Consider the following 23,310-nt stretch of genomic DNA (forward strand, 5'->3'; position numbering starts at 1 on the left):
TTAAGGTTGTTTATGCTTTAAAAAATTGAAGACTGGTGTGGTTCTCCTCCATTTGATACTCCGTCGGCAGAAACTGCAAGCTTCCGAAGAACTCTGGCAAGTGAAAGTTTGGTGTCGAAGTCTGCAGCTGATTCCAGGCCAGGAAATGGGGGACGGGTAATTCGTCTCCACACTTATAGAAGTTACCGCTGGCCTGCACCTTTTCCAGGCTGGCAAAGCTATGCTCGGAGAATGCGGATGCAGGTATAGCCAGTGTGAGGTGCCAGGTTTTAAGTGGCGATGTGGTGTTTCCGGCCCGCAGGCTGGCAAAGCGTCTTATTTTAGAGACCGTGGCTGGGTGCAGTAGCTTTCTGTTGTGACGGTCAGGACCAAAGCCCGCACGGCAGGTGCCCAGACAGTTGAATTCCAGATTATAGTACTCCCGCTCTCCCTGAAAAGCGATAAAAAACTCAACACAGCTATCCTTGTACACCGGGTCATGGGTATTCCGGTACCTGGCCTGCACAGAGGCCTCACGAACATAATATTTCAGGAAGATGCAATCGCCACTATAGGCAATGGCAAAAGCAGCGTCGGGTTTTTCGTCAGTAGAAAGTCCAAGGGAGTTGCTGATCTGTTGCTGGGATAGCTTATCCAGTTCAAGGGAAATCAGGTTCAGCAAACTGTCCTGTTGCAGGTGGCGGAGGAGGGGGATCTGTAGATGGCCCATAGCTTTATTTTGGTTGTTGTAAAACCGTTTGACGACATGAGGCGTGTATGTCCTCAATTATCCCCTGAAGCACTTCGGACTTGTCTTCGAGAACCTCGACCAACCGGAATTGGGCTCTGCACCGCTGCAGGTTATGCGCCGGGAAATGTACCTTGTAATAGTTGTCTCCATCAATGTAGTCTGTCAGGAAGCGCAGGCCCATGATGAAGGGGAGCAAGGTTATTCCGAGCGTCAATGAGTTTATTTCCTGGCCCGTCAATGAATGATGCGTCTCTTCCAGAAAACCCTGGGTAAAGCCCCGGAACAGGTTAAGGTCAATGTCAATTTTTCTTAAATCCTTTTCGTCTTCGGGCGTGGTGACGGCAGTGGTACGGATGGCATCCCCATAGTCATAGGCAACGAATCCCGGCATGACCGTATCCAAATCTATCACGCACTGTGCCTTGTCCTGGCTGTCGAGCAGCACGTTGTTAAACTTGGTATCGTTGTGTGTGATCCGGAGTGGTAAACTCCCTTCGCGGCCAAGCCGGATGATCGCCGCCATGGCATGCGCACGCTGCCTGACAAACTGAATTTCAGGCTGAACTTCTTTTACTCTGCCGGCCATATTTTTCTCGAGGGCTGTTTCAAACTGCTTCAGTCGATACTCTACATTATGAAAGTCAGGTATGGATTCGTGTAGTAAATGGACGCTCATATCAGCAAGCAGTGCCTGAAAGCGACCAAAGGCTTTCCCCCCTTCATAAGCCTGCTGTGCGTTTTCAACTACATCGTAGCTGCGTGTGCCTTGCAGCAAAAGGTAAAGGCGCCAATAGTTGCCAACCTGGTCCTGATGATACATGGTGTGCTGATGCGTCGGAATAAGTGTTAGCACCTCCCGGTCTGACTGCTTGCCTGGCACGGCATCCAGCTTCTTCCTCAGGTGAGCAGTAACCTGCTCGATGTTTTGCATTAGCTGCGGCACATTCCTGAACACATGGTGGTTAATGCGCTGCAACAGATAATCAGGAGCAGTTGGCGCCTGGTTCTTGACATAGTAAGTGTCATGGATATGGCCTGAACCATAAGGTGTTATACTGGCAACACGCCCCTCTATGGCAAAATGAGAAAGAACGTTATCGAAGTTGGATGCGGCTTCCGTGTTATCTTTCATTGTGAGGTTTCCCATAGGTTTTCAGGATAGACCCTGGCTTTTATCAAATTCTTGATGCTTTGCATAGCTGTTGATTTGTCCTCCGGATAAGTTACCCCAAACCATTTTTCGGGAGTTGGTATTACCTTAACCCGAGCTTCACCAGCAGCGATCATCTTATTCACTACTGCCGGTAAGTAGAATTCTGCTTTCAGGTCGCGCCCTTTTTCATGCAGAAACGCCTTTAGGTACTTCTCAAAATAAGGAAAAACGCTTGGCTTAAACGCCATGAGGTTCATAGACACAATGGCATTGCCCTGCAACTGCTGATGCGGTGCGTCTTCGTCTTGCACCAGAATTTCACCGGCGTTCGTACGCACGATCTTGGTTAGTTCCGTTAAGGAAGCAAGGGAGTCATCAGGGGCAACAGCACAAATGCCGCGGGATACGCTTCCATGTTCAGAAAGTGTGTTTGCGAGTTGAAACCCGATAAGCCCGTGCTCCTGGCAATCTGTGCTGTTGTTTAAGAATTCAACGATCATTCTGAGCGACTCATAGCCATAAAAGTCGTCCGCGTTGATGACAGCAAAGGGTTCATCTATCTGGGAGGAGGCCACCCATACCGCATGGCCTGTACCCCATGGTTTTTCCCTTCGATCGGGTACACTATAACCCAATGGCAGCATGTCAAGCTCCTGTGCCACGTACCCAACGGGAACATGGGCAGGCAATCTGTGCAGCATGACAGCCTTGAATTCCTCGGCTATCGATTGCCGGATTACGAAGAGGATCTTGCCGAATCCTGCCTTTACAGCATCATGGATAGAGTAGTCGATGATAGTTTCACCATTGGGCCCGAAGCCATCAAGCTGCTTCAAGCTACCATACCTGGAGGCCATACCCGCTGCTAAAACCAGTAAAGTGGGGCGTTTCTGCATGTAATAGAAATTAGATGTATTGACACCTCATTCATCTAGATGAGGCTACTTACAAATAGAGAATCCACTCAGTGAGAAAAAGCTGCCTTACAGAAAGTCCCGGCTGAGTACTGTTGTACAAAAGCAGTTGTTCCGGCTAACTGGAGGGGACAGGGGTCGCCTGCATCAATCCAATAGTGAGCGCTTTCATTCAACAGTCACTAAAAGTAAAAATGTAGACTGTACAAAGCAAGAAAAATTTGATAATGTTTACGAACACGCAGTGCGTTTGTTCGATAACACACTTGTTGCTTCAGGCAATTGGTTCAATTTCGCCTGTGGAAGTTTTTCGTGATAGGTAAGTAGTGCAGAGGGGCTTTGAGCTCCTTCTGATCAAGGTATTAGAAGGGAAGGCGGTACCTGCAGGCCGGCCCACTGCAGGATTAAGGGGGCGCATGGCAAGCTTTACCTGAATCATAAGACAGGAGAGCAGGGGTGATTTGTGTTTGTGAATTTGAAATTCCTGAAAGGGCGCGCAGCTAGGCATGATTGCGCCTAAGGTTGCCGATAGAGCAGAGGCCGTGAAAGTTCTAAAGGGTCAATACTGCTGGCAAAGGCGCTGATCCTTCAGGTTTTCTACAAGTTGAGACTCTATCATGACCTTGTAATATGCCTGTGACTTTTTAGGTTCCGTTCCTTTGGAAGACAGAAGGTCCATGAGAATCTCCGTCGCCTTCTGTCCCTGATTATAGGGAAATTGCTCCACAGAGGCCAAAGGAGCGTGTGACATGTAATTTGTCATGGGTAGATTGGCATAACTCACATACTCCAGTTCTTCATTAATTCTTATGCCGAGTTTCCTGGCATGATTTAAAGCATAAAGCCACACGTAATCATTGAACGTGACAACAGCAGTCACCTTGCGCTTATTAGCTAGCAGCTGATCGAGTGCGTTTTGGGCTCCTATCTCTGTCAAGTCACAGTTTACGACCAGGGATGGATCAAATTTCAGTCTGTTCTTCAACATTGCTTTGATGTAGCCCTCCCGTCTCTCGGTGCTGGCGTAAAGTGTATCAGGCCCGTTGATCATTCCGATGGCGCGGTGTCCTTTCTTTAACAGGTAAGTGACTGCCTCAATGGTTCCGGTGACCATGTTGCACGAGACTGAATGTATATCTTCTTTCGGCGGGATTCTGTCAAAGAACACGACCGGTATATTGTATTGGCTAAGGCTGTCAAAATGCTCAAATGAGGATGTGTTCTTGGAAACGGAAACCAACAGGCCATCCACCCGGTGGTGTTTCATTTTTTCCACCAGTTGTTTCTCTTTTTGTTCGTCGTCATGCGACTGTGCCAGCAATACTGTATAGTTCCTTTTATAAGCAGTGTCTTCTATTGCGCTGATGGCAGCCGAGAAAAAGGCTTCCGAGAGCTCTGGCAGAATAACGCCGATCGTGTATGTTTTGCCTTGCTGAAAGAAAATAGCTGTCTGGTTTCGTTCATAGTTAAGCTCCTTGGCAAGCTTTTTTACCTTCAAACGGGTGGCCATGCCTATTGTAGGATGGTCATTCAGAGCTCTTGAAACTGTAGAAGTAGAGATGTTAAGAATTTTAGCAATTTCCTTTATCGTTGTCGGTTTGCCAGTCATGTAATCGAAGCATAGTACTTTATAAAAATAGACATAATGGGTGGCAATGTAAAGCGGTGAGCCGGGATTAATATTGTTTTGCGCAAGTATACTTATTATTGCGACTGTTTATGCGTGTGCGATAACATTTTGCACAAATGTTCGCAGGAAAATTGAGTCTATCCCTGCTGCCTGGCAACTAGGTGCCTAATGAGCCGTTGCCTAGGCAGGAGCTTAATGGAGCTTAATTATTCCCAAGTACTGGCCTTTCTCGTTGGTTTACCTTCCCTCTGCCTATATGCTTTAACCAAAGGCTTTTATTAATGAAATGCCTTATTTCACCCAATGAAGCACATTGTGATTTTATGTGCAGACTGCAGGTTAGTGCATGTAAGGGTGTATGGCTGCAGTTGCACAAGTTGGCCAGGTTAAAGTTTTACGCAAACGTTTGAGTAGTTACTTACGAGCTGAAGTTGAGAGTCAACATGTATTGCATCTTAGATGAGTATTTATTTTCCACCCGTTTTCCACCCGTGCAATCACTCGGATGCCTGTTACAATGACTGTAGCTCTGTTTAAAGCTGCTCCTGATCAAGCGTGAGCTTTATTTTCTTCCACCATACACCTTTGCCCTCTCTTTCCCCAGTTTAGTTACGCTGACTGCCTGAAGCGTGGTAGAACCAGTGAAAGCGGGATCAAGCGCACGGCTTCAAAGACGGTATAGGTAAGTCTTTGGCAATGCGTGTGCAAACAATGATTTTGAAAAATCAAAGGCTGGGTATTTTGCAAACGTTTGCGTTGCGATTTTGGGGCTAAGGATGGGGGAGGGAATATTATTATTTCTAAATTAAAACATGCGTTATCGCACACACTATTATACTTTGACAATCTAACCTGGAACCACTAAGCTCAAAAAGTATGATTGAAAACTACAGAAATGTTGGAGCTCTTCTTCGCAAAATTCTCCACCTGCTAAATCGAAGGGATAGAAAGCCTGTCCAGCCGCTGCCACTCTTGGTAACTGTACTATGCTCTCTGTTTGCCTTAAGTCCGTCGTTTGCGCAAAGCAAGCAGTCCATACGTGGCAAAGTAATAGATGATCGGAATCAGCCGCTCATTGGTCTGACGGTGGTCGTGAAGAACTCTGCCACCGGCACGACTACCAACGCTGAGGGTGACTATACGATCACAGCCGCCCCATCTGATGTGCTGGTCTTCTCTTATATAGGATATCAGCCGAAAGAGGTGCCTGTGGGTAGTCAAACGACGATCAATGTGACAATGGCGACAGATGCCAAAAGTCTTGATGAAGTTGTCGTAGTAGGCTATTCCAGCAGGTCACAGTCAGAGTTGGTAAGCTCAGTATCAGTGGTGAGCGGAGAGAAGCTACGGGACGTAACCAGTAACAATACAGCTACTATGTTACAGGGAAAAGCTTCCGGTGTGGTGGTGTCGAGTGCCAGTGGCCAGCCTGGCGAGGCGCCAACAGTACGTATTCGGGGTACAGGTTCTATTTCCGCTGGGGCTGAGCCGCTTTATGTGGTGGATGGCGTGATTGGCGGAACTGCCAACCCGACAGATATCGAATCGATCACTGTGTTGAAGGATGCCGCTGCTACAGGCCTCTATGGCTCCAGAGCTGCCAACGGTGTGATTGTAATTACCACGAAGCGGGGCAAAGCAGGTAAAACGCGGGTGTCTTATAACGGCACCACAGGTGTGAGCCGCCGCACGACCGGTAATTTTGAGGTGATGGACGGTCAGCAGCTGTTTGACTACACCAGCCGGATGTACCAAAACGACTACACCGGCAAGCGGGACAATCACATTGCGACTCTCAGCAAAACAACACCTAACCCAACGGAAGCAGAAATCAATGCTTACCTGGCCTCTAAAAGCTTCCCGACGACTTACGGAGATTACGCAAAAGGTGTCCTGCCTGTCCAACCGGAGAATACGGACTGGCTGGATGAAGCTTTCAAAACCGGCATTACCAACAACCATCAGCTCTCCGTGTCAGGCGGTTCGGAAAAGACCAGGTTCTACCTGAGTGGAAACTACTTCCAGGAAGAAGGTACGGTAGTGAATACAAGTTATGAGCAGACCAATTTCAGAGCGAACATCACCCATGACATCAACCCGGATGTAACCGTCACGGCACGCGTTAATACGCAGTTTTCAACCAGAAGCAATGACCCATCTGGAGCAATCTACCAGTCATTTATCAACATGCCCTGGGACAACCCTTATAACGAGGACGGTACTATCCGATTTGTAGATGCCAATACGAGTGAGTGGTACGGCCGTGACAGAAGTAATTTCCTGTTCACAAGCCAGTACAATTACAACAAGCGCAGAGGCCAATCACTGGATGGGGACCTTAAGCTGGAATACAGAATAACAGACTGGCTCTCGTTCTCTACCACCAATAGGTATAGTGTGGGCAATGCACGCTCTGAGTCTAACAATGATTCGCGTACACCCGGCGGCAAGTCTGTGAACGGCTCCCTGAGCAATTCATATGGCTATAACAACAGCTTCCTGACTTCCAACCTCCTGACTACAAGCCAGCAGTTTGGTCTTAACAATGTGCGGGGAATACTGGGGGCTGAGTATCAGTCTAACTTCAACGATGGCATGCATGCTACAGGACAAGGCATTTTCCCCGGACTGGAAGTACTGGATGCTGTCGCCAAGCCGGTTGCTATCGGCGGCTACAAGTCAGAGAGTAAGTTCATGTCCGGCTTCCTGAACGCGGACTACGATTATGACGGCAGGTACTTTGCCACGGTTTCTTATAGGAGGGACGGTTCCTCCCGTTTTGGCCAGGACAAGCGCTTTGGTGATTTCTACTCCATTGGCGGCGCCTGGTCTGTTTCCAACGAAGATTTCTTCCAGGAGCTAGCCAGTACGGTCCACCTCTTAAAGGTGCGAAGCAGCTATGGTGTGACCGGTAATGCCAACATCGGCGACTTTGCAGCACTGGATCTCTATCAGTTTAACGTACAGTATGCCAATCAGCCTGGTGGTTTTCCGCGCCGTCTGGTGAACCCGAGCCTGACCTGGGAAAAGGCGCACACCTTTGATGTCGGCCTGGAGGTAGGTTTGTATAGCCGGGTGGATCTCACCGTGGACTTCTACAGCAGGACCAACAAAGCCATCCTGCAGGATGTGCCGCTTTCCTCTGCCACGGGCTTCTACTGGCAGACGCAGAACATCGGTTCCGTTAGAAACAAAGGGATTGATATAGAGTTAAGCACGCAGAATCTGACAGGAGAATTTGCCTGGGAAACCGACTTCAACCTGTCTTTTAACCGCAATAAGGTACTGGAACTGTACGGTGGGCAGCCAATTGAACAGGGCAACCAGCGCATAGCGGTAGGGCAGCCGATTGGCTCCTGGTACATGAGAGACTGGAAAGGCGTGGATCCGGCTACGGGGGCTCCGCTGTGGTTACTGAGAAAGTATGATGCGGAAGGCAACTTCGCGAAAGACACCGTGACGACTTCTTATAACAGCGCCACACGGGTATACACCGGTACGGCTGTACCTAAATTTTCCGGAGGTTTCCGCAACACCTTTGCCTATAAAAACTTTACCCTGTCTGCTTTCTTCAATTTTGTATACGGCAACAAGGTGTACAACTATAACCGGGAGCTGTTTGATGCAGACGGTGCCTACCCAACTTATAACAGTATGGTGCTCCAGAACGGCTGGAGCCGTTGGGAAAAAGAAGGCGACATTGCCACGCATCCGAAAGCGGTCTTGAACGGCAACTTGGCCTCTAACAAAGTCTCGTCGCGTTACCTGGAGGATGGCAGCTACCTGCGTCTGCGCAACATCACCCTATCCTATAATCTGCCGGCCGCCTTTGCTGCTAAGTTGAAGGCAGAAGGGGTGCGGGTGTTTGCCAGCGGTGACAACTTATGGACATTGACCAATTTCTCAGGTATGGACCCGGAAGTGGATTTGACCACCGGCTCCTCTGTCACAAGATATCCCATCAGCAGGAAGCTCATGATCGGCGTTAACGTTGACTTTTAACCCTTAAACCCAATCAGCCATGAAACTTATTTTTAGAAAATATATTTTCCCAGCTATGCTTAGCACCGTGGTGCTTGCCGGCTGCTCCGATGATCTGGAAGTTAAGCCTTACGATGGGCTTACGTTTGATCAGACAACCAATACGCCTGAAGGACTCAAAGCTGCCACTATAGGAAACTACAGTTATCTGAAAGACAGTTATTATACCCGCAATTATCACATGCTGACTGAGTATGCCAGTGACAACGTGGCGTTGAGCGGTACTACTACGGATCCTTTATTCTACGCCTACAATTACCAGCACCTCACCTCGATGTCCATTACCACAAACTTCTTCCGGAAGGCTTACCAGGCAATATACGGAACAAATGTGGTGATAGAGAAGCTGAAGGAGGGGCAGTCCGCGGAACTCGACCAGATACTTGGCGAGAACTACTTCCTACGGGCCATGGTGCACTTTGACCTGGTAAATGTTTTCGGGCGCCCTTATGCGCAGGATCAGGGAGCGTCGTTGGGAATCATGATTCGGGACAACACCGATATAAACGATCTGCCTGCCCGCAGCACAGTAAAGCAGACGTATGAATTCATTCTCAAAGACCTGGAGAAGGCGGCGCAACTGATGGGCAGCACTAAGAATAGCAGCTTTGCCTCCAAAGAGGTAGCCTATGCGCTTCTGTCGAGGGTGCACCTCTTTATGGAGAATAACGAGAAGGCGATTGAGTATGCGAACATGGTGATCAACTCCAATCGGTATGCCTTGGTAAGCACAGCTGATCTACCCAAGTATTTCTCGTTCGCCAGCGAAAGCAACAAAGAGACGATCTTTGCAATCAAGCACACCATACAAGATGACAGAGGCTGGGCTTCTCTTGGGTCTATGTATCTGAGCGATGGCATGGGGTACGGTGAAATGTATGCCTCAGCCAGTTACCGTGACCTGGTTAATAAATTTCCTGATGACAAGCGAAGAGAGTTTATTGTGCCGGTATACCTGAGAAATGCAGATGGCTCGATCAGAACAGGAGCCGATGGCAAACCATTGCTGGCCTCAAGAAACGGTTATGAAAAATACTTCATTACCAAATATTCTTATCAGGAGGGTGTGGTTACGTTGAGCTCTCCGGTATACCTGCGTCTGGCAGAAATGTACCTGAGCCGCGCGGAGGCCAATGCCAAGCTCGGGAACCATGCAGCTGCGTTGGAGGATGTAAACCTGATCAGGCAACGGTCTGGCTTATCAGGCGATGCCCTTTTCTCCCCTTCTAACATGATGGGCTATACCAGTGTGTTGGACGTAGTCCTGGATGAGCGCCGACTGGAGCTGGCTTGGGAAGCGCATCGAAAGTTTGATGTGTTCCGCAATAATCGCACGATGGTTCGCAACTATCCGGGCACTCATCTGCTTTCTGGGCAAACAACCCAAGAAATACCTTATACACATCCACGAGTCGTGTTCTTTATTCCGGAAGAGGAGATCATACTGAATCCTAACCTGGTTCAAAATCCATAGCCTGGGCGGCGATAAAAGAATCTTTCGTTAAAGCTGCTTCGGACGGAAGATGTGCCTTGTTTAAGACTTTAAGCAGCGGGCAATCTTGTATTTGTATCTGAAAAATCAAAACGGGGGTGTTAGAAAGGTCAGAAGGGGTGGCGTGATAAAATAAACTCAGAGACCCTTGACTTACGAAAGCCGCCAGGTTTCTCCTCCTTGGTGAAGCGTCTCAGCCTGTTTGCGCGAGCATGGTGTTTACTGGCATAGGAAGATTTCCGAGTTGGAGCGATGGAATTGTGGGCGCACGCGATGTAGAAAGGGTGGGCATTGACACAGCAAAGAGATGGGCGGCACCCTTCATGAGCCTGTCACGCTTTTGAATGCGACTAAGGAACCTTCATCACCACTTAGTACCCTATCAGTTAGCAAACAAGCCCTTAAATTAGCGATTTAAGGGCTTGTTTGTTTTTAGCCCTACCTATATCCAGCAGTTCCCCGCCAGCCTTCATCTTCCTGGTCAGCTGCAGGTCGGCCGCGCTGGGGTTGAGGTTGCCCGAGAGGCGGTTGCGGGAGAGGATGATCCCGGGGGCGCAGGCCTTCAGGGCTGCCACGAAGACGAGCTTGGGATCTACCACGGTGCCGGCCACCCCGCCAGTGGAGAGCTCGTCGACGCCAAGTACCCGGAGGCGCGGTTGAGCAGCAGGACCTTGAACTGCTCGACAAACTCCAGTTTGCCTATGTCCCAACTGGTTTTGAGCACCTGATAGGAGTCGGCAAAGCAGGTGACCGGCGGTCTTTCGGAGGGTTTTACTCTGTTGCAGTAGGTGAGCTTGATCTCGGCTGCTCTGGTGAGGGCGGAGGTTTGAACGGTCTTTCCCATAATCATGATGTTTAAGTGTGAGGAAATGGCTTATGGAGCTTCGGCGCCGGACTAAAGGCAAGGTGGAGCCAAAGAAAATGCGGAGGGTCCGCCGCCAGGTGAATACCCTTTTTGTTTTGACGACCTTGTCCCTGTGTCCGGATCGCAAGGCTACCTTTGCGCCCAAGCAAGTGACTTTGGATCTTGGCTTTGAGCTGGGGGAATGGGGCTTAGCGGGAGGCTGCTACTCATCCGTGGCGGCAAGGGCAGGAAGGACCGCGCTATGCTACTGTGATAGAAACTACTAGAGAGCCTCAGGTCCTATTGGGGAATATCGTTTGGTCAGGGTATATAGGCGGACATACCTATAATAAACACCATTGGCAATAAGGGGAGGTAGTTGTGCCTACTCATTTCACTTGCTACATGTATCGGTGCAGTAACATCGATTTAACACAAACTTAACCCACGCGCTCCTGAAATGTTGGTTCCTTTGTACAGGATTAAACGTTACCAGCGTGATGACTTCTGAAAGTACTGACCGGCTAAGCATACGAATCACCCCAGATGAGGCCGCATTTGAGAAGCTATATGGCGAGTACCACCAAAAAGTATACTTCTACTTCCGCAAACAGACCCACTCTGAGTTCATGGCCGAAGAGCTCGTGCAGCTGACCTTTATCAAACTCTGGCGACACCTGGACCGCCTGTCGGACGAAGTGCCCGTCTCCTCCCAGATCTTCCGGATAGCCCGGACCACGCTCATCGACACACTGCGAAAAAAAGCAGTGGAGCGCGAAGCCCTGCAACACGCCCAGCTCCCCGGAGAACACACCTATACCGAGAACACCGTGTACGCCCACTGCCTTCAGGAAGATATTCAGGCAGCGGTAGAACAGTTGCCACCGATTCGCAAAAAGGTCTTTCAACTCAGCCGTATGCAGGGCCTCTCGTACCAGGATATCGCCCGCGAACTTTCCATCTCTACCAAAACCGTGGAAGACCACCTCACCAAAGCTACCAAACAGTTGAAGTTGCTCCTCCGATATAGCCATGTGCTGCTGTGGACCTGGCTCGGCGCATGTTAAATAATTGTTTCCAGCAGGGGACAGGCTGCTGAGGAGCGTATTCACTGTGTTTAGATGCTACAAATGGACCCACACCAGCTAGAACGATTTCTGCATAATGATTCCAGCGCCAGCGAAGCCAGGGTGGTGGCCCAGTATCTGGAAGAAAACCCGGCGGCACTCGAGCAACTCCTGCCGGAAACGGAGTGGGAGCAGTTCGACAGCAAGGGGTGGCTGAAGGAGAAAACATCACAACGGATGTTGCGGCACATACGGCGCGAAGTCGGGTTGAAGGGCGGAAGGTATGGGGATTTGTATAGGATTGCCGTTGCCGCTTCGCTTGTGTTGGGCCTTTTCCTGGTCGGGCAGCTATCCCTGAACCGTACGGATGCCGGAAGCTCAGTAGTGATGGCATCCGATGTAACAAAGGATGTATTTGTCATAAAAGTTAACAAATCCTTGAGACCGGTAACTATCCTGTTGGAAGACGGCTCGGATGTGGAGCTACTGCCCGGGGCGGAAATCAGCTACCCGCAGCCTTTTGTGCAGGACGACCGGCGCACGGTCTACCTGAAAGGCGAAGCCGTATTCAACGTAGCCAAAGACAGCCAGCGGCCCTTTACCGTTCAGGCAGGCGGCCTGGCCACTACCGCACTAGGGACTACTTTTAAAGTAAAAGCGCCAGGCGGCAGCAAGCCGGTGCTGGTGCAGCTGTATACCGGCAAGGTGGTCGTAAAAGCTGTCTCCGAAGCTATGCAGCAAAAGGTAAAAGAAGTCTACCTGAGCCCGGGGCAGCAACTCGAGCTGGACCCGGAAAATCCGGAAGGGGGCGTTAGCAGCCTCATTACCAGGAAAGAAAGTCCTCAAAAAGTACCTGTCCGGACTGCTGATGAAGTAGGAAGCATGACTGTGATCGGCGACGTCATTGAGTTCAGCAAACGCCCTTTGCCTGCGGTGCTCAACGAGCTTTCCAGGGTATACGCGCAGGATATCCGCTACAGGCAGGCCGATATAAACAGGATCAGTTTTACCGGCAGGATCAGCACCACCGATTCGTTGGAGCAGGTGCTGCAGACCATCGCTGTGCTTAACGAGCTGAAATTGAAAAAGGAGCAGAATAGCTACCGCATCAGAAAATAAATCAGAAACATAAAAATTGCTCCGTCTACTGACGGATGAAACGTCCTGGCAACAGGACGTAAGGGGAAATCTTTATCCAAACACATACACTATGAGCGTTAAATTTACCAGGAAAGGCAGGCCGATCTGGCCCAAAGTCCTATTGTTTTTCATGCTGGCCGTCCTGTACGGGCAGAGCGGTTACGGCCAAGCTACACCGGATCAGGTAGTGGGCGTAGTGCAGGATGGTAACGGCGAGGCGCTTATCGGCGTGTCGGTGCTGGCCAAGAACGAAAGCACGGGCCATACCAGCGGTACTACCACCAACGCAGAAGGAATGTTTTCTTTCAGCAGGCTGCCGCTTGGCGGCCCATATACCTTCACGTTCAGCTACATTGGTTTCGAGCCGCAGGCGCTCACGGGTTACACCTTAGAGGAAGGTGAGAAAGAGTCCCTGATGGTCAAGTTGAAAGTGGCTGAGTCGAAGCTTAACGAGGTGGTAGTAATCGGCTACGGCCAGAACACGCGCCGCAACATCACCACGGCCATCTCCAGCGTAAACCCCGCGGATGTGGCCGACCGCAACGTGCCGAGTGCCAACCAGTTGCTGCAAGGCCAGGTAGCGGGCGTGAACCTGACAGTGAGCAACGGTACGCCCGGCGGCGCTTCCCGCGTCAACATCCGGGGCGTGAGCTCGATCAACGGCGACAACGAGCCGCTGTATGTGGTGGACGGCATTCCGATCTCCAAAGCGCGGGCCAGCTACAACTATACCGGCGAGTTCATCCAGGACCCGCTCTCGCTCATCAACCCTTCTGATATCGAGTCCATCGAGGTGCTCAAAGACGCTGCTTCGGCCGCCATTTACGGCAGCCGCGCTGCCAACGGCGTGATTCTGATCACGACCAAACAGGGGCGCAAAGGTGAGCCGAAGATCTCGGTTTCGCAGGTGTCGGGTATTCAAGCCATGCCTAAAAAGCTCAACCTGCTCAACCCGCAGGAATACATTAGCCTGCAGCAGGAGGCGGTGGATAACTACAACAGCGACCTGAACCTGAGCCCGGGCAAAAGCGGCTACATCGACATCAACAAAGTACTGGGCAACGTGCCCGCTGATCCATACGACGTGAACTGGCAGGATTTGATCATCAACGAGGGCGCAGCAACACATCAGACGGACTTCTCCTTCAGCGGATCCAGCAACACGGTGAAGTACTATACCTCGGTAGGCTATCAGAACCTGGAAGGCCTGTTAAAGAACAGCGCCCTGGAACGCTACTCGCTGCGTACCAACCTGGATTTCACCCCGAACAAAGTCCTCAACTTTGGCCTGCGTTTCGGCGGTAACTATACCAACAGCTCTTCGGCGCCCAACGGCGACCAAGGCACGGCGCTTTTCCAGCGCTCGCTCGAGCAGCGCCCCTACGACCGCATCTACAAAGACGACGGCACGTTCAACATCGGCGGGAAGGACATCCTGCGTCACAACGGCGTACAAGTGCTGGAGAATGACCTGATCGAAGACAAAAACTACCAGGCGCTCATCAACCTGTACGGCAACGTTAACTTTCTCCAATACCTTACCTGGCACACAGCCTACAATGCTGAACTTCGCTTTGGCCGTGGTTTCCGACACCAGACGCGCCTGCACCCATACGCCTCCGGTAAAGGCCTGACCATCGATACGCGCGGCAACCGGGTTTCCCAGAATATCGACAATACGCTGACCTTCTTCAAGAACTGGGGCGGAGACCTGAACACGGAAGCTATGGTGGGCTATACCTATTACCAGGACGCTTACGATTTCAACAACGCGCAGGGCACGGAGTTTCCGTCGGATGACTTCAGGCACATCACCTCGGCCACGGTGACCACGGCAAGCGGTGACGCCAACAAGTATGCGATGGAGTCTTACCTCGGGCGGGTACAGCTGGATTACAAGGGACGCTACTTCCTGTCGTCTTCGCTGCGCTACGACGGTTCATCCAAGTTCCACAAAGACAACCGCTACGCCTACTTCCCTTCTGTGTCGGCAGGCTGGGTGTTCACGAGCGAAAACTTCTTCCCGACAGCAGAATGGCTGGAGTTTGGTAAGCTGCGCGCCAGCTGGGGCAAGACCGGCAACCAGGACGGGATCGGCATTTACAGCTACATGCCGCTGGCATCGGGTGGGTATAATTACGGCGCCGAAACCGGTCTATCGGTTACTTCGCTGGGCAACCTGGACCTGAAATGGGAAACCACCCGGCAGACGAACTACGGTCTGGACCTTTCGTTCCTGAACGGTAGGCTGGCGCTTACCTATGACAACTTCATTAAGAAGACCGACGACCTGCTGTACAACGTGCCGACGCTGGCCACGAGTGGATTTACGCACCGTACCACCAACATCGGCTCCATGGAAAACAAGGGGCATGAGTTTACCCTCACCAGCGTCAACATCGAAAAGGACCGCTTCCGCTGGAGCACCAGCCTGAACATGGCTTCCATCCGCAATAAAGTGACCAGCCTGATCGGTAACGAGCCGATCCAGGTAGGTGGCTGGAATGCCATCATCCCGGGACAGCCGCTGGGCGTGTTCTACGGGTATAAGCAAAGTGGCATATACCAGACCATCGAAGAGATCCCGGAAGCCTTGCAGAAGCAGGGAGTGCGCCCGGGCGACATGATCTTTGAAGACCTGGACGGCAACAACCTGATCAACTCGGCTGACCTGTCCGTGATCGGGAGCGCTCAGCCTGACCTGTTCGGTGGCCTGACCAACAACGTGGAGATCGGCAACTTTGACATCTCGCTCTTTGCCACTTTTTCCCTCGGCAATGAGATCGCCGCTGCCTGGCGCTCGGGCCTGGACCACATGGGTGGCCGCGACTACAACCAGGTGCGGGACACTTACGAAAACCGCTGGACCGGACCGGGCACCAGCAACGACGTACCGCGTGCCACCAAAAGCGCCTATAACATGAAGAACAGCAGCTACTTTGTGGAGGATGCCTCCTACCTGCGCATCAAGAACCTGACCATCGGCTACAAGCTGCCAGCCTCTATGCTGCAGAAGCTGGCCATACAGCAGGCGCGGGTATACTTGTCCGGCACCAACCTCTATACCTTCACCGGGTACAGCGGCTACGATCCGGAGGCTTCCAGCTCGCTTGACGCCCGCTCGTTCGGCATCGACAACCTGGTGACGCCACAGCCACGCGCCTTTATGGCCGGGATCAATGTAAGTTTTTAATCTTCAAACAAGTATAAACATGCTTCGAACATATAAACTAGCAGCTTTAAGTATGGCCCTGGGGGCTGGTGTGCTTTTCTCCTCGTGCAGCAAAGAACTGGATGTAACACCGGAAAGCGCCGTATCGCCTGATCAGATCAACGAAAGCAATGTCGGCTTTTTTCTCAACGGCCTGTACCGGGCCGCTACCCCGGAACGGGACAACTACCTGATCAACGACATCCGGGGCGGCAACTATACCTGGACGCCGCTTTCGGGCAACAACAGTGCCTACGGCCGACTCATCACAGGCAACGGGGTAGACGACGGTTTGAGCTATTCCTCGTCTCTCTGGAAAAATACCTACAGGACCATTTACAGCGCCAACAACGTGATACAGGCCTGTGACAAGCTAGGCGCGCAGGGAAGCGTGAAAGTGGTGAAAGCCGAAGCGAGCTACCTCAGGGCTTACCTGTACTACCAGCTGGTTACCGCTTTTGGCGGGGTGCCGCTGATCGTGGAAAATACCACCGAGAACCTGCCCCGCAACACAGCCGACCAGGTATGGGAGCAGATCATCAAAGATTTGGACTTTGCCATCGCCGAGGCCAAACCGCTGAAAGAAGCCACGAACAAACGCGTGTCCAAAGAAGCGGCTACGGCCTTGAAAGCGCGCGTACTGCTGGCCCGGGGCAACAAGGCAGAGGCAGCCCAGCTGGCTCAGAGCGTGATCCAGAGCAGCGGCCTGGGCCTGGTGGCAGACTATGGCAGCATCTTCCGCAACACGGCTTCGTCCCGCGAAGTGCTCTTTGCTTTCTCTAACCTCAAAACCGAGACCAACCTACGCTTGTCCAGTTTGTTCTGGCCCTACGGCACGGCCTGGGCTGGTTCTTACTTCGTGCAGCCTTCCACCGAGGTGCTCGAGTCGCTTTATACTCCGGAAGACGTGCGCGGCATGGTGAACATCGACACCATTTACAACGCCGACAAAACCTATAACGTCATTGTGAGCAAGTACTGGGACGTGCAGCCGGTGATCGTCAGCCGCCTTTCCGAAATGTACCTGATCAGCGCCGAAGGGCTGCCGTTGGAGCAGGGCCTGGTATACCTGAATGCGCTTCGCAAGGTCCGGGGCGTGGAGGAGTATGAGCTAGCAGATTTTGCCTCGCCGGAAGCTTACCTTGAAGCAGTGCTGGAGGAGCGCAGAAGAGAGCTCTACAGTGAAGGCTTCCTGTTCTTCGACCTGGTGCGCACGGGCAAGGCGATTGACCTTCCCAACATTCAAAATACCAACCAGTATGTGCTGCCCCTGCCCGGCGACCAGATCAACCTGTCGAACGGTGTGCTGACACAAAACCAAGGCTATTAATGGTAATAAGTAAAGTAGATTGATTGTGAGAAGGGAGTCAACCGAAGTGGCGACTCCTTTCTTTTTAACTTCCCAACCACGTGCACATTAACTCAAACATGATATTAAAAAAACTCAGTTTCCTGGCGCTAGCGGCTGGTATACTGGCCGCCTGCCAGCCCACAAAACCGGAAGCCGCCCTCCGTGCTGCCACCACAGTAAAACCAGTACTTCAAGATACGGTTGGCTGGAAGATCGACACCCTCTCCCCAGGCTTTATTAAGTATAATTACACCCGGTATTACGAGCCTTATACCTCGGCACAAATCGTGCATGTGCTGGAGGTGGACCTTGCTTCCGGTAGGTATGATCTGGTGCTGGACAACGTGTTCCCGGAGGATTCGCTGTCGGCAGTGGCGGAAGCGCACGAGCCGGCCCTGGCGGCTATCAACGGCACTTATTACGAACTGGTGGAGAACGGACAGTCCTCCTCTTTTTTCAAGGCAGATCACGAGATCAAAACCTCGGTGACCGTACCGCCTGATCACAAGCTTTTCTGGAAGCATGAAGGGGCGTTTTATTACGATGGCGGTAAAAAGCAAATGGGCATTGCCTACGGTGACAATGCTTCCTATACCCAGATGCCTTATGCCAACATCATCTCGGGTTCGCCGATGCTCATCTACGAGTACAAGCCCGTGGGCGAGATTTTTGCCCAATCGCAGGACAAGCCCCTGGAACAACTCGACTATGAGCACCCCGACCGGCACCAGGGCGTGCGGCACCCACGAACGGCCATTGCCACCGTGGACAAGAGCCGCGTCCTGCTCATCACTGTCGATGGCCGCCACGCAGGTAAATCCGCGGGCATGTCGGCCAAAGAGCTGACGCAGTTCATTCAGAAATACTTCGACCCGGCCTACGCCCTGAACCTCGACGGCGGAGGCTCCACCACCATGTGGATCAAAGGAGAAGGCGTGGTCAATTACCCGACCGACAACAAGCGCTTCGACCATTACGGCCAGCGCCGGATCCGCAACTACATCATGGTAACAGAAAAGTCCGCGAATGCAGCTTCGGCGGCAGGGAAGTAGCAGGTATCGACAAGAAATAACGTATGAAGCTAGAAAAAATAACACCACTTTTAATGGCCTGCTTGCTGTGTTTTGGCGCAGAACTGCAGGCCCAGTCCACAAGTAAAGCAGAAGAGAAGGTGAAGCTGCCGGACATCCCCGGCTACCAGACCCTGAAGGGCGATTTTCACATGCACACGGTCTTTTCGGACGGACACGTGTGGCCGTCTTTCCGGCTCTACGAGGCAGACCGGGACGGGCTGGACGCCATTTCGATCACCGAGCACATCGACTACGAAGGCTATCCGGACGAAATCAGAAAAGATTACAACAAGTCGCACCAGATCGCCACGGAATCGGCCGCCAAGACGGATGTGCTGGTGATACAAGGGGTGGAGATCTCTCCCCGTGTGACGCCCTACCACCACAACGCCCTCTTTGTAAAGGATGCCAACAAGTTGCCTTCCGATTACATGAAAGACGGGAAAAAGAAGTTTGTGATGAAGGACAACCCGACTGAAAAGCAGCTGCTGGCTCCCTTCTGGGAGGCCAAGAGGCAGGGTGCCTTCATCTTTTACAACCACCCCAACTACCGCTGGTGGGACAAGGACAAGTATGGCCTGGACCTCTTCTCGGACCTGCACCGGAAAATGCTCGCCGAAGGGTTGCTGCACGGCGTGGAAGTCGTGAATTCGGGTATCTACAACCTGGAAGCGCACCGCATGGCCGAGAAGTATAACCTGACCATGCTGGCCAACTCCGACGAGCACCGGGACATCAGCTATACCTACCGTCACTCGCACCGGCCGATGACACTGGTCTTCGCCAAAGAACGCTCGGAGGAGGGAATCCGGGAAGCGCTGCAGGCACGCCGCACGGCGGTATACTTCGACGATTACCTGGTGGGCCGGGAAAAGGAGCTGGACGCCTTCTTCAAAGCTTCGCTGGAGGTAAAGGCTGTGAAAAGCAACCGACGAAACGTCGAGCCGGTCATCCTGATCCATATTCAAAACAAATCGGACATCCCGTACGAGGTGGTGTGCAAAAGCGACCAGGACTTCGAAAACCTGCCCCTAGGCCGCCTCACGCTGAAACCGCACGAAACGACCACCCTGACCCTGAAGACCTTGTGGCAGGAGCTGCCCGAAGTGCCGCTGCGCTTTGAGGTGCAGAACGTACTGGTGTCTCCGGAGAAAGCGCTTCAAACCGAGCTGCGGGTCAAGGTGACCGAGTAACAAAGCAAGTATAACAAGACTCTAAATTTTAAACGTGTGAGAAAGTCGTTCCATTGTTCTATGCTGGTGTGCCTCCTATACCTGGTGACAGCTACAATTGCTTTTGCCAGTCCACCTAAAACAGCACCGAAGCCCCTGAAAATTGGCTATGCGCTGGGGTTGAACAAAGTTTCGGCGGAGCAGATGCAATATGCCAAATCAGTAGGGGTGGATTATGTGGAGGTTTCCTTCGGAGGCCTGATTGACGGCAACCGGGATCTTAAGGTGAGCGATGAGGAGATGACCGAACTTATGCATAGGGCCAAAAAAGCAGCGGATGATGCCGGCATCAAAATATGGTCCATCCACATGCCATTTGGCAAGCAAATCGACCTTTCGCTGACAGACGAAGCAGAACGCCAGCAGGTGGTAGCCCTGCATCGGAAAGTGCTCGGGTACTGCAAGATCTTACAGCTTGAAATCATTCTCTTCCACCCAAGTTATTACCTGGGCCTGAACGAGCGGGAGGCCCGTAAAAACCAGCTGATTAAATCGGCCATAGAACTGAACAAAATTGTCCGCAGTATGAACGCGACGATGGTGATCGAAAACATGCTGGGTCCCGAACTTTTGGTAGACGCGGAGCGGGAACGCCCGCTGTGCCGCACCGTGGAAGAGACTGTGGAGATCATGAACCGCCTGCCTAAAAGCATTTACGCGGCCGTGGACATGAACCACATCAAAAACCCTGAAAACCTGATCCGCGCCTTAGGCAGACGCTTGAAGTCGGTGCACATCGCGGACGGTACCGGGGAGGCGGAGAATCATTACTTTCCCTGCTCGGGGCAAGGCAATAATAACTGGACCGAAATACTGGCTGCGTTGCACGAAGCCCGCTACACCGGTCCGTTCCTTTTCGAGAGTGCTTTTGAAGACGCCAGGGATCTGAAAGCTTGCTACGAATCAATGTACAACACCTTTATAGAAGAAAACCAGTTGTAACAACGAAAGGAAGCAGGTAGCGGAATCAGAGCGGCTGACGTGCAAGGGACACGTTGGTCGCTTTTTTCTTGCTCTTCATGAGCCAAAAGCCTTACCCTGACCGGGCGGTGGGGGTGGAAATCCGGAAATGTAGCATAGGCTAGACGCAGCTGAATTGACCAGCCTGCCTGGAAGGCTGCAGGAACTCGCACCCAGTGCAGCCGAGCTTCAGCTGCTTTTTCAGATAGACTTCCGAAACAATTCTTCCCATCTGGAAACACGCTTTTTGTCAACATCCAGTGGCCTGGTCTGACCCTGTCAACCGATCAGGTCCCTGGAGGACCTGATCGGTTGACGATTCTGACGTAATGAACCGTTGCAGAATGTTACCCTATAACAGTAGTTTACAGAAACGTTATAATAGGGTAATATTCCGGCAACAGTCGTTTCCTACCTTGCAGCAGATAGATTTAGAGTTCTTATGCTTAACCATTCTCTATAAAACAAATGGCTGTAAAAACGAAAATCAACTTTGAACGCTTGCTTGTTGGCACGGAGTTGGAAACCCCAGAAGGAATAGGAAGGTTCAGATTGTATAAGGAAGGAAATTTTAAAGATCAGAATGTGCTGGTGGAGCATCCGAAAGGAAGGATGAAATGGTACGCGGCGCACGAACTACAGCTGCACGCTTCAAACAACAGGGCTGAACAGGAGGGAACCCGCATCCGGCCGTTTACCGCACGGGCGCCTGAGCTACTTTATTACGCCATATAAGCGTCTGGTTCCTTTCCATCTGAGGCCTGATCTTGGCAGATCCCTTTTTATGATTTGCTTCTTACGGCAGCCGGTTAAAACGGCTGCCGTTTTTTGTGGACGCTACTTCTGAGGTTCTTTAAGGCAGATGCTCGCCTTGGAATCCGGATGAAACGCAAAAGGCGCTTTCCCAAGCGGGAGGCGCCTTTGTACTAACCTTACTAACAATCTAATCTTTCACCTTGTACCAAAGATACAGCGGTTTTTGCAGGTATGCTACAGCCTTCAGCAGTCTTAACAGTTATATAACCTGGGCTTGAATTAGGCGTAACTTATGGCTGACTTTACCCTTGCTCATCGCCTGAATCTGCCTTTTCGCTCAGGAAGTCACGGTACCACAGGCCGGAATTTTTTACCGTGCGCTGTTGCGTTGCATAGTCCACGTGCACCAGGCCAAAACGCGGCGTATAGCCCTCAGCCCATTCGAAGTTATCGAGGAACGACCACACAAAATACCCGTCTACTTTCACCCCTTCCTGTTTTGCGCGCAGTACCTGCTGCAGGTAGCGCTGCAGAAAGTCCAGACGCCGTTGGTCGTGCACCTGCCCGTCTACCAGTTCATCTGCAAAAGCCGCTCCGTTCTCCGTGACAATGAGCTTCTTAATGCCGCTGTACCGGCTATACTGCTGTAGCATGTGATAAATGCTTTCCGGGTATACTTCCCAGTTCATCAAGGTATAGGGTACGCCTCGTTTTTGAGCCGGCACCAGATTGGCCTGCAGGAAAGGCGTCCAGAAAGAGTGTTTGACAACTTCACGGGTATAGTTCTGTATGCCAATAAAGTCGAAATCAAAAGCCATCTTGCTTTCATCGCCGGGCATGATGTACTTTTCAATCCGGCGCATAAACCTCAGGTCGTCCAGCGGATAGCCCAGGCCGAGCGCAGGCTCCAGAAACAGCCTGTTAAGCAGCGCATCAACCCGTCGGGCCGCCCTGATGTCCTGCTCGCGCTGGCGCAGGGGCTCTATGTGAGAGCAGGAGAAAGTGGTGCCTACTTCGGCGGATGCGTCTATGCTTTTCAGGATGCGCCCCCCTTCGGCCTGGCAGAGCACTGCATGGTGTACCGCCGGGATAAACAATCCGAATCCCCTGCGGCCAGGGGCGTGGACCCCCAGAAAGTACCCGGCTCCGGTAAACACCATCGGCTCATTGAGTACCATCCAGTGTTTTACCCGGTCCCCGAAGGCATGGGCGCACAAAGCGGTGTACTCAGCGAACCAGTCGACGATGTCACGGTTTGCCCAGCCACCCTTTTTTTCCAGCGCCTGCGGCAGGTCCCAATGGTAGAGGGTAACCCAGGGCGTGATGCCCAACTCCAGGCAGTTGTCTATCAGGCGCTCGTAGTGCCCGATGCCGTGTCGGCTCACCTGGCCAATACCGTTCGGGAGCAGGCGGGACCATGAGAGAGAGAAACGAAAATCAGGTATACCCATCGACTGCATCAACAGCAGGTCATCGGGGTAACAGTTGAAAAAGTCACAGGCAAAGTTCCCGTGGTGGTTTTGCTTTACGTTGCCTTTCCTGCTGGTGAACACGTCCCAGATAGAGGGCCCTTTATCTGCCATATCATGGGCTCCCTCTATCTGGTATGCCGCTGTGGCAACGCCCCAGGCAAAATCTTCTCCGAATGCAGATCTGGTAAGCACAGGCTGATCCTGTACTGGCGTGGTGGTATCTGTCATAAAAAAGCAGTGGCAA

The 23,310-nt window shown here is 51.8% G+C and carries 17 protein-coding genes; 10 read left to right on the forward strand and 7 right to left on the reverse strand.

Going from position 1 to position 23,310, the window contains the following annotated elements; genetic code table 11:
• Nucleotides 1-10: 10 nt before the first annotated feature.
• The 4 genes from IEV97_RS15235 to IEV97_RS15250 all read right to left on the reverse strand — a co-directional run bounded on the left by IEV97_RS15235 (nucleotide 11) and on the right by IEV97_RS15250 (nucleotide 4,406).
• Nucleotides 11-709: a carbohydrate-binding family 9-like protein gene (locus tag IEV97_RS15235; RefSeq protein WP_188502360.1), complete on the reverse strand. Its 699-nt coding sequence runs from the start codon at nucleotides 707-709 to the stop codon at nucleotides 11-13.
• Nucleotides 710-713: 4 nt separating this feature from the next.
• A complete protein-coding gene (locus tag IEV97_RS15240) occupies nucleotides 714-1,877 on the reverse strand; it encodes a phosphotransferase enzyme family protein (protein ID WP_229733975.1) in 1,164 nt (387 codons plus the stop codon).
• Complete coding sequence (locus IEV97_RS15245; protein WP_188502361.1) at nucleotides 1,859-2,779, reverse strand: nucleotidyltransferase family protein; 921 nt, start codon at nucleotides 2,777-2,779, stop codon at nucleotides 1,859-1,861. Before IEV97_RS15245 ends, IEV97_RS15240 begins: the two co-directional genes overlap by 19 nt.
• Before the next feature lie 577 nt (nucleotides 2,780-3,356).
• Nucleotides 3,357-4,406 carry a LacI family DNA-binding transcriptional regulator gene (locus tag IEV97_RS15250; RefSeq protein WP_188502362.1) on the reverse strand — a complete coding sequence of 350 codons (1,050 nt, stop codon included), beginning with the start codon at nucleotides 4,404-4,406 and terminating at the stop codon, nucleotides 3,357-3,359.
• Nucleotides 4,407-5,399: 993 nt separating this feature from the next.
• On the opposite strand from IEV97_RS15250, the gene IEV97_RS15255 reads away from it, so the two are divergent.
• On the forward strand, nucleotides 5,400-8,429 hold the full coding sequence (locus IEV97_RS15255; protein WP_188502363.1) for a SusC/RagA family TonB-linked outer membrane protein: 3,030 nt from the start codon (nucleotides 5,400-5,402) through the stop codon (nucleotides 8,427-8,429).
• 19 nt (nucleotides 8,430-8,448) lie between these two features.
• The gene (locus IEV97_RS15260) at nucleotides 8,449-9,942 is read left to right on the forward strand and encodes a RagB/SusD family nutrient uptake outer membrane protein (RefSeq protein ID WP_188502364.1); all 1,494 of its coding nucleotides are present in this window, start codon (nucleotides 8,449-8,451) and stop codon (nucleotides 9,940-9,942) included.
• A 419-nt stretch (nucleotides 9,943-10,361) separates the two neighbouring features.
• Here IEV97_RS15260 and IEV97_RS20100 read toward each other — a convergent pair whose 3' ends face one another.
• Together IEV97_RS20100 and IEV97_RS15270 are read right to left on the reverse strand one after the other, a co-directional pair.
• Nucleotides 10,362-10,559: a JAB domain-containing protein gene (locus tag IEV97_RS20100; protein ID WP_229733976.1), complete on the reverse strand. Its 198-nt coding sequence runs from the start codon at nucleotides 10,557-10,559 to the stop codon at nucleotides 10,362-10,364.
• Nucleotides 10,553-10,804 carry a hypothetical protein gene (locus IEV97_RS15270; protein ID WP_188502366.1) on the reverse strand — a complete coding sequence of 84 codons (252 nt, stop codon included), beginning with the start codon at nucleotides 10,802-10,804 and terminating at the stop codon, nucleotides 10,553-10,555. Before IEV97_RS15270 ends, IEV97_RS20100 begins: the two co-directional genes overlap by 7 nt.
• 500 nt (nucleotides 10,805-11,304) lie before the next feature.
• On the opposite strand from IEV97_RS15270, the gene IEV97_RS15275 reads away from it, so the two are divergent.
• The 8 genes from IEV97_RS15275 (at nucleotide 11,305) to IEV97_RS15310 (ending at nucleotide 21,573) form a co-directional block, all read left to right on the forward strand.
• Nucleotides 11,305-11,871, forward strand: coding sequence for an RNA polymerase sigma factor (locus IEV97_RS15275; protein ID WP_188502367.1), 567 nt, complete (start codon nucleotides 11,305-11,307; stop codon nucleotides 11,869-11,871).
• A gap of 54 nt (nucleotides 11,872-11,925) precedes the next feature.
• Nucleotides 11,926-12,990, forward strand: a complete 1,065-nt coding sequence (locus IEV97_RS15280) for a FecR family protein (protein WP_188502368.1) — start codon at nucleotides 11,926-11,928, stop codon at nucleotides 12,988-12,990.
• Between the two features lie 91 nt (nucleotides 12,991-13,081).
• Nucleotides 13,082-16,204 carry a SusC/RagA family TonB-linked outer membrane protein gene (locus IEV97_RS15285; RefSeq protein WP_188502369.1) on the forward strand — a complete coding sequence of 1,041 codons (3,123 nt, stop codon included), beginning with the start codon at nucleotides 13,082-13,084 and terminating at the stop codon, nucleotides 16,202-16,204.
• 19 nt (nucleotides 16,205-16,223) lie between these two features.
• Nucleotides 16,224-17,552 (forward strand): RagB/SusD family nutrient uptake outer membrane protein, encoded by a 1,329-nt coding sequence (locus IEV97_RS15290; protein ID WP_188502370.1) that lies wholly within the window; start codon nucleotides 16,224-16,226, stop codon nucleotides 17,550-17,552.
• A gap of 98 nt (nucleotides 17,553-17,650) precedes the next feature.
• Entirely contained in the window at nucleotides 17,651-18,625 is a 975-nt protein-coding gene (locus IEV97_RS15295) for a phosphodiester glycosidase family protein (protein WP_188502371.1), read from the forward strand.
• Nucleotides 18,626-18,648: 23 nt separating this feature from the next.
• Nucleotides 18,649-19,839: an Sb-PDE family phosphodiesterase gene (locus IEV97_RS15300; RefSeq protein WP_188502372.1), complete on the forward strand. Its 1,191-nt coding sequence runs from the start codon at nucleotides 18,649-18,651 to the stop codon at nucleotides 19,837-19,839.
• Between the two features lie 36 nt (nucleotides 19,840-19,875).
• A complete protein-coding gene (locus IEV97_RS15305; protein WP_229733977.1) occupies nucleotides 19,876-20,820 on the forward strand; it encodes a sugar phosphate isomerase/epimerase family protein in 945 nt (314 codons plus the stop codon).
• A 486-nt stretch (nucleotides 20,821-21,306) separates the two neighbouring features.
• Nucleotides 21,307-21,573, forward strand: a complete 267-nt coding sequence (locus IEV97_RS15310) for a hypothetical protein (RefSeq protein ID WP_188502373.1) — start codon at nucleotides 21,307-21,309, stop codon at nucleotides 21,571-21,573.
• 323 nt (nucleotides 21,574-21,896) lie between these two features.
• On the opposite strand, the gene IEV97_RS15315 is transcribed toward IEV97_RS15310, so the two are convergent.
• A complete protein-coding gene (locus IEV97_RS15315) occupies nucleotides 21,897-23,294 on the reverse strand; it encodes a GH1 family beta-glucosidase (RefSeq protein ID WP_188502374.1) in 1,398 nt (465 codons plus the stop codon).
• Nucleotides 23,295-23,310 lie beyond the last annotated feature (16 nt).

Origin of the sequence: Pontibacter amylolyticus (genome assembly GCF_014638845.1) — a bacterium.
In the GTDB taxonomy this organism is placed as follows: domain Bacteria; phylum Bacteroidota; class Bacteroidia; order Cytophagales; family Hymenobacteraceae; genus Pontibacter; species Pontibacter amylolyticus.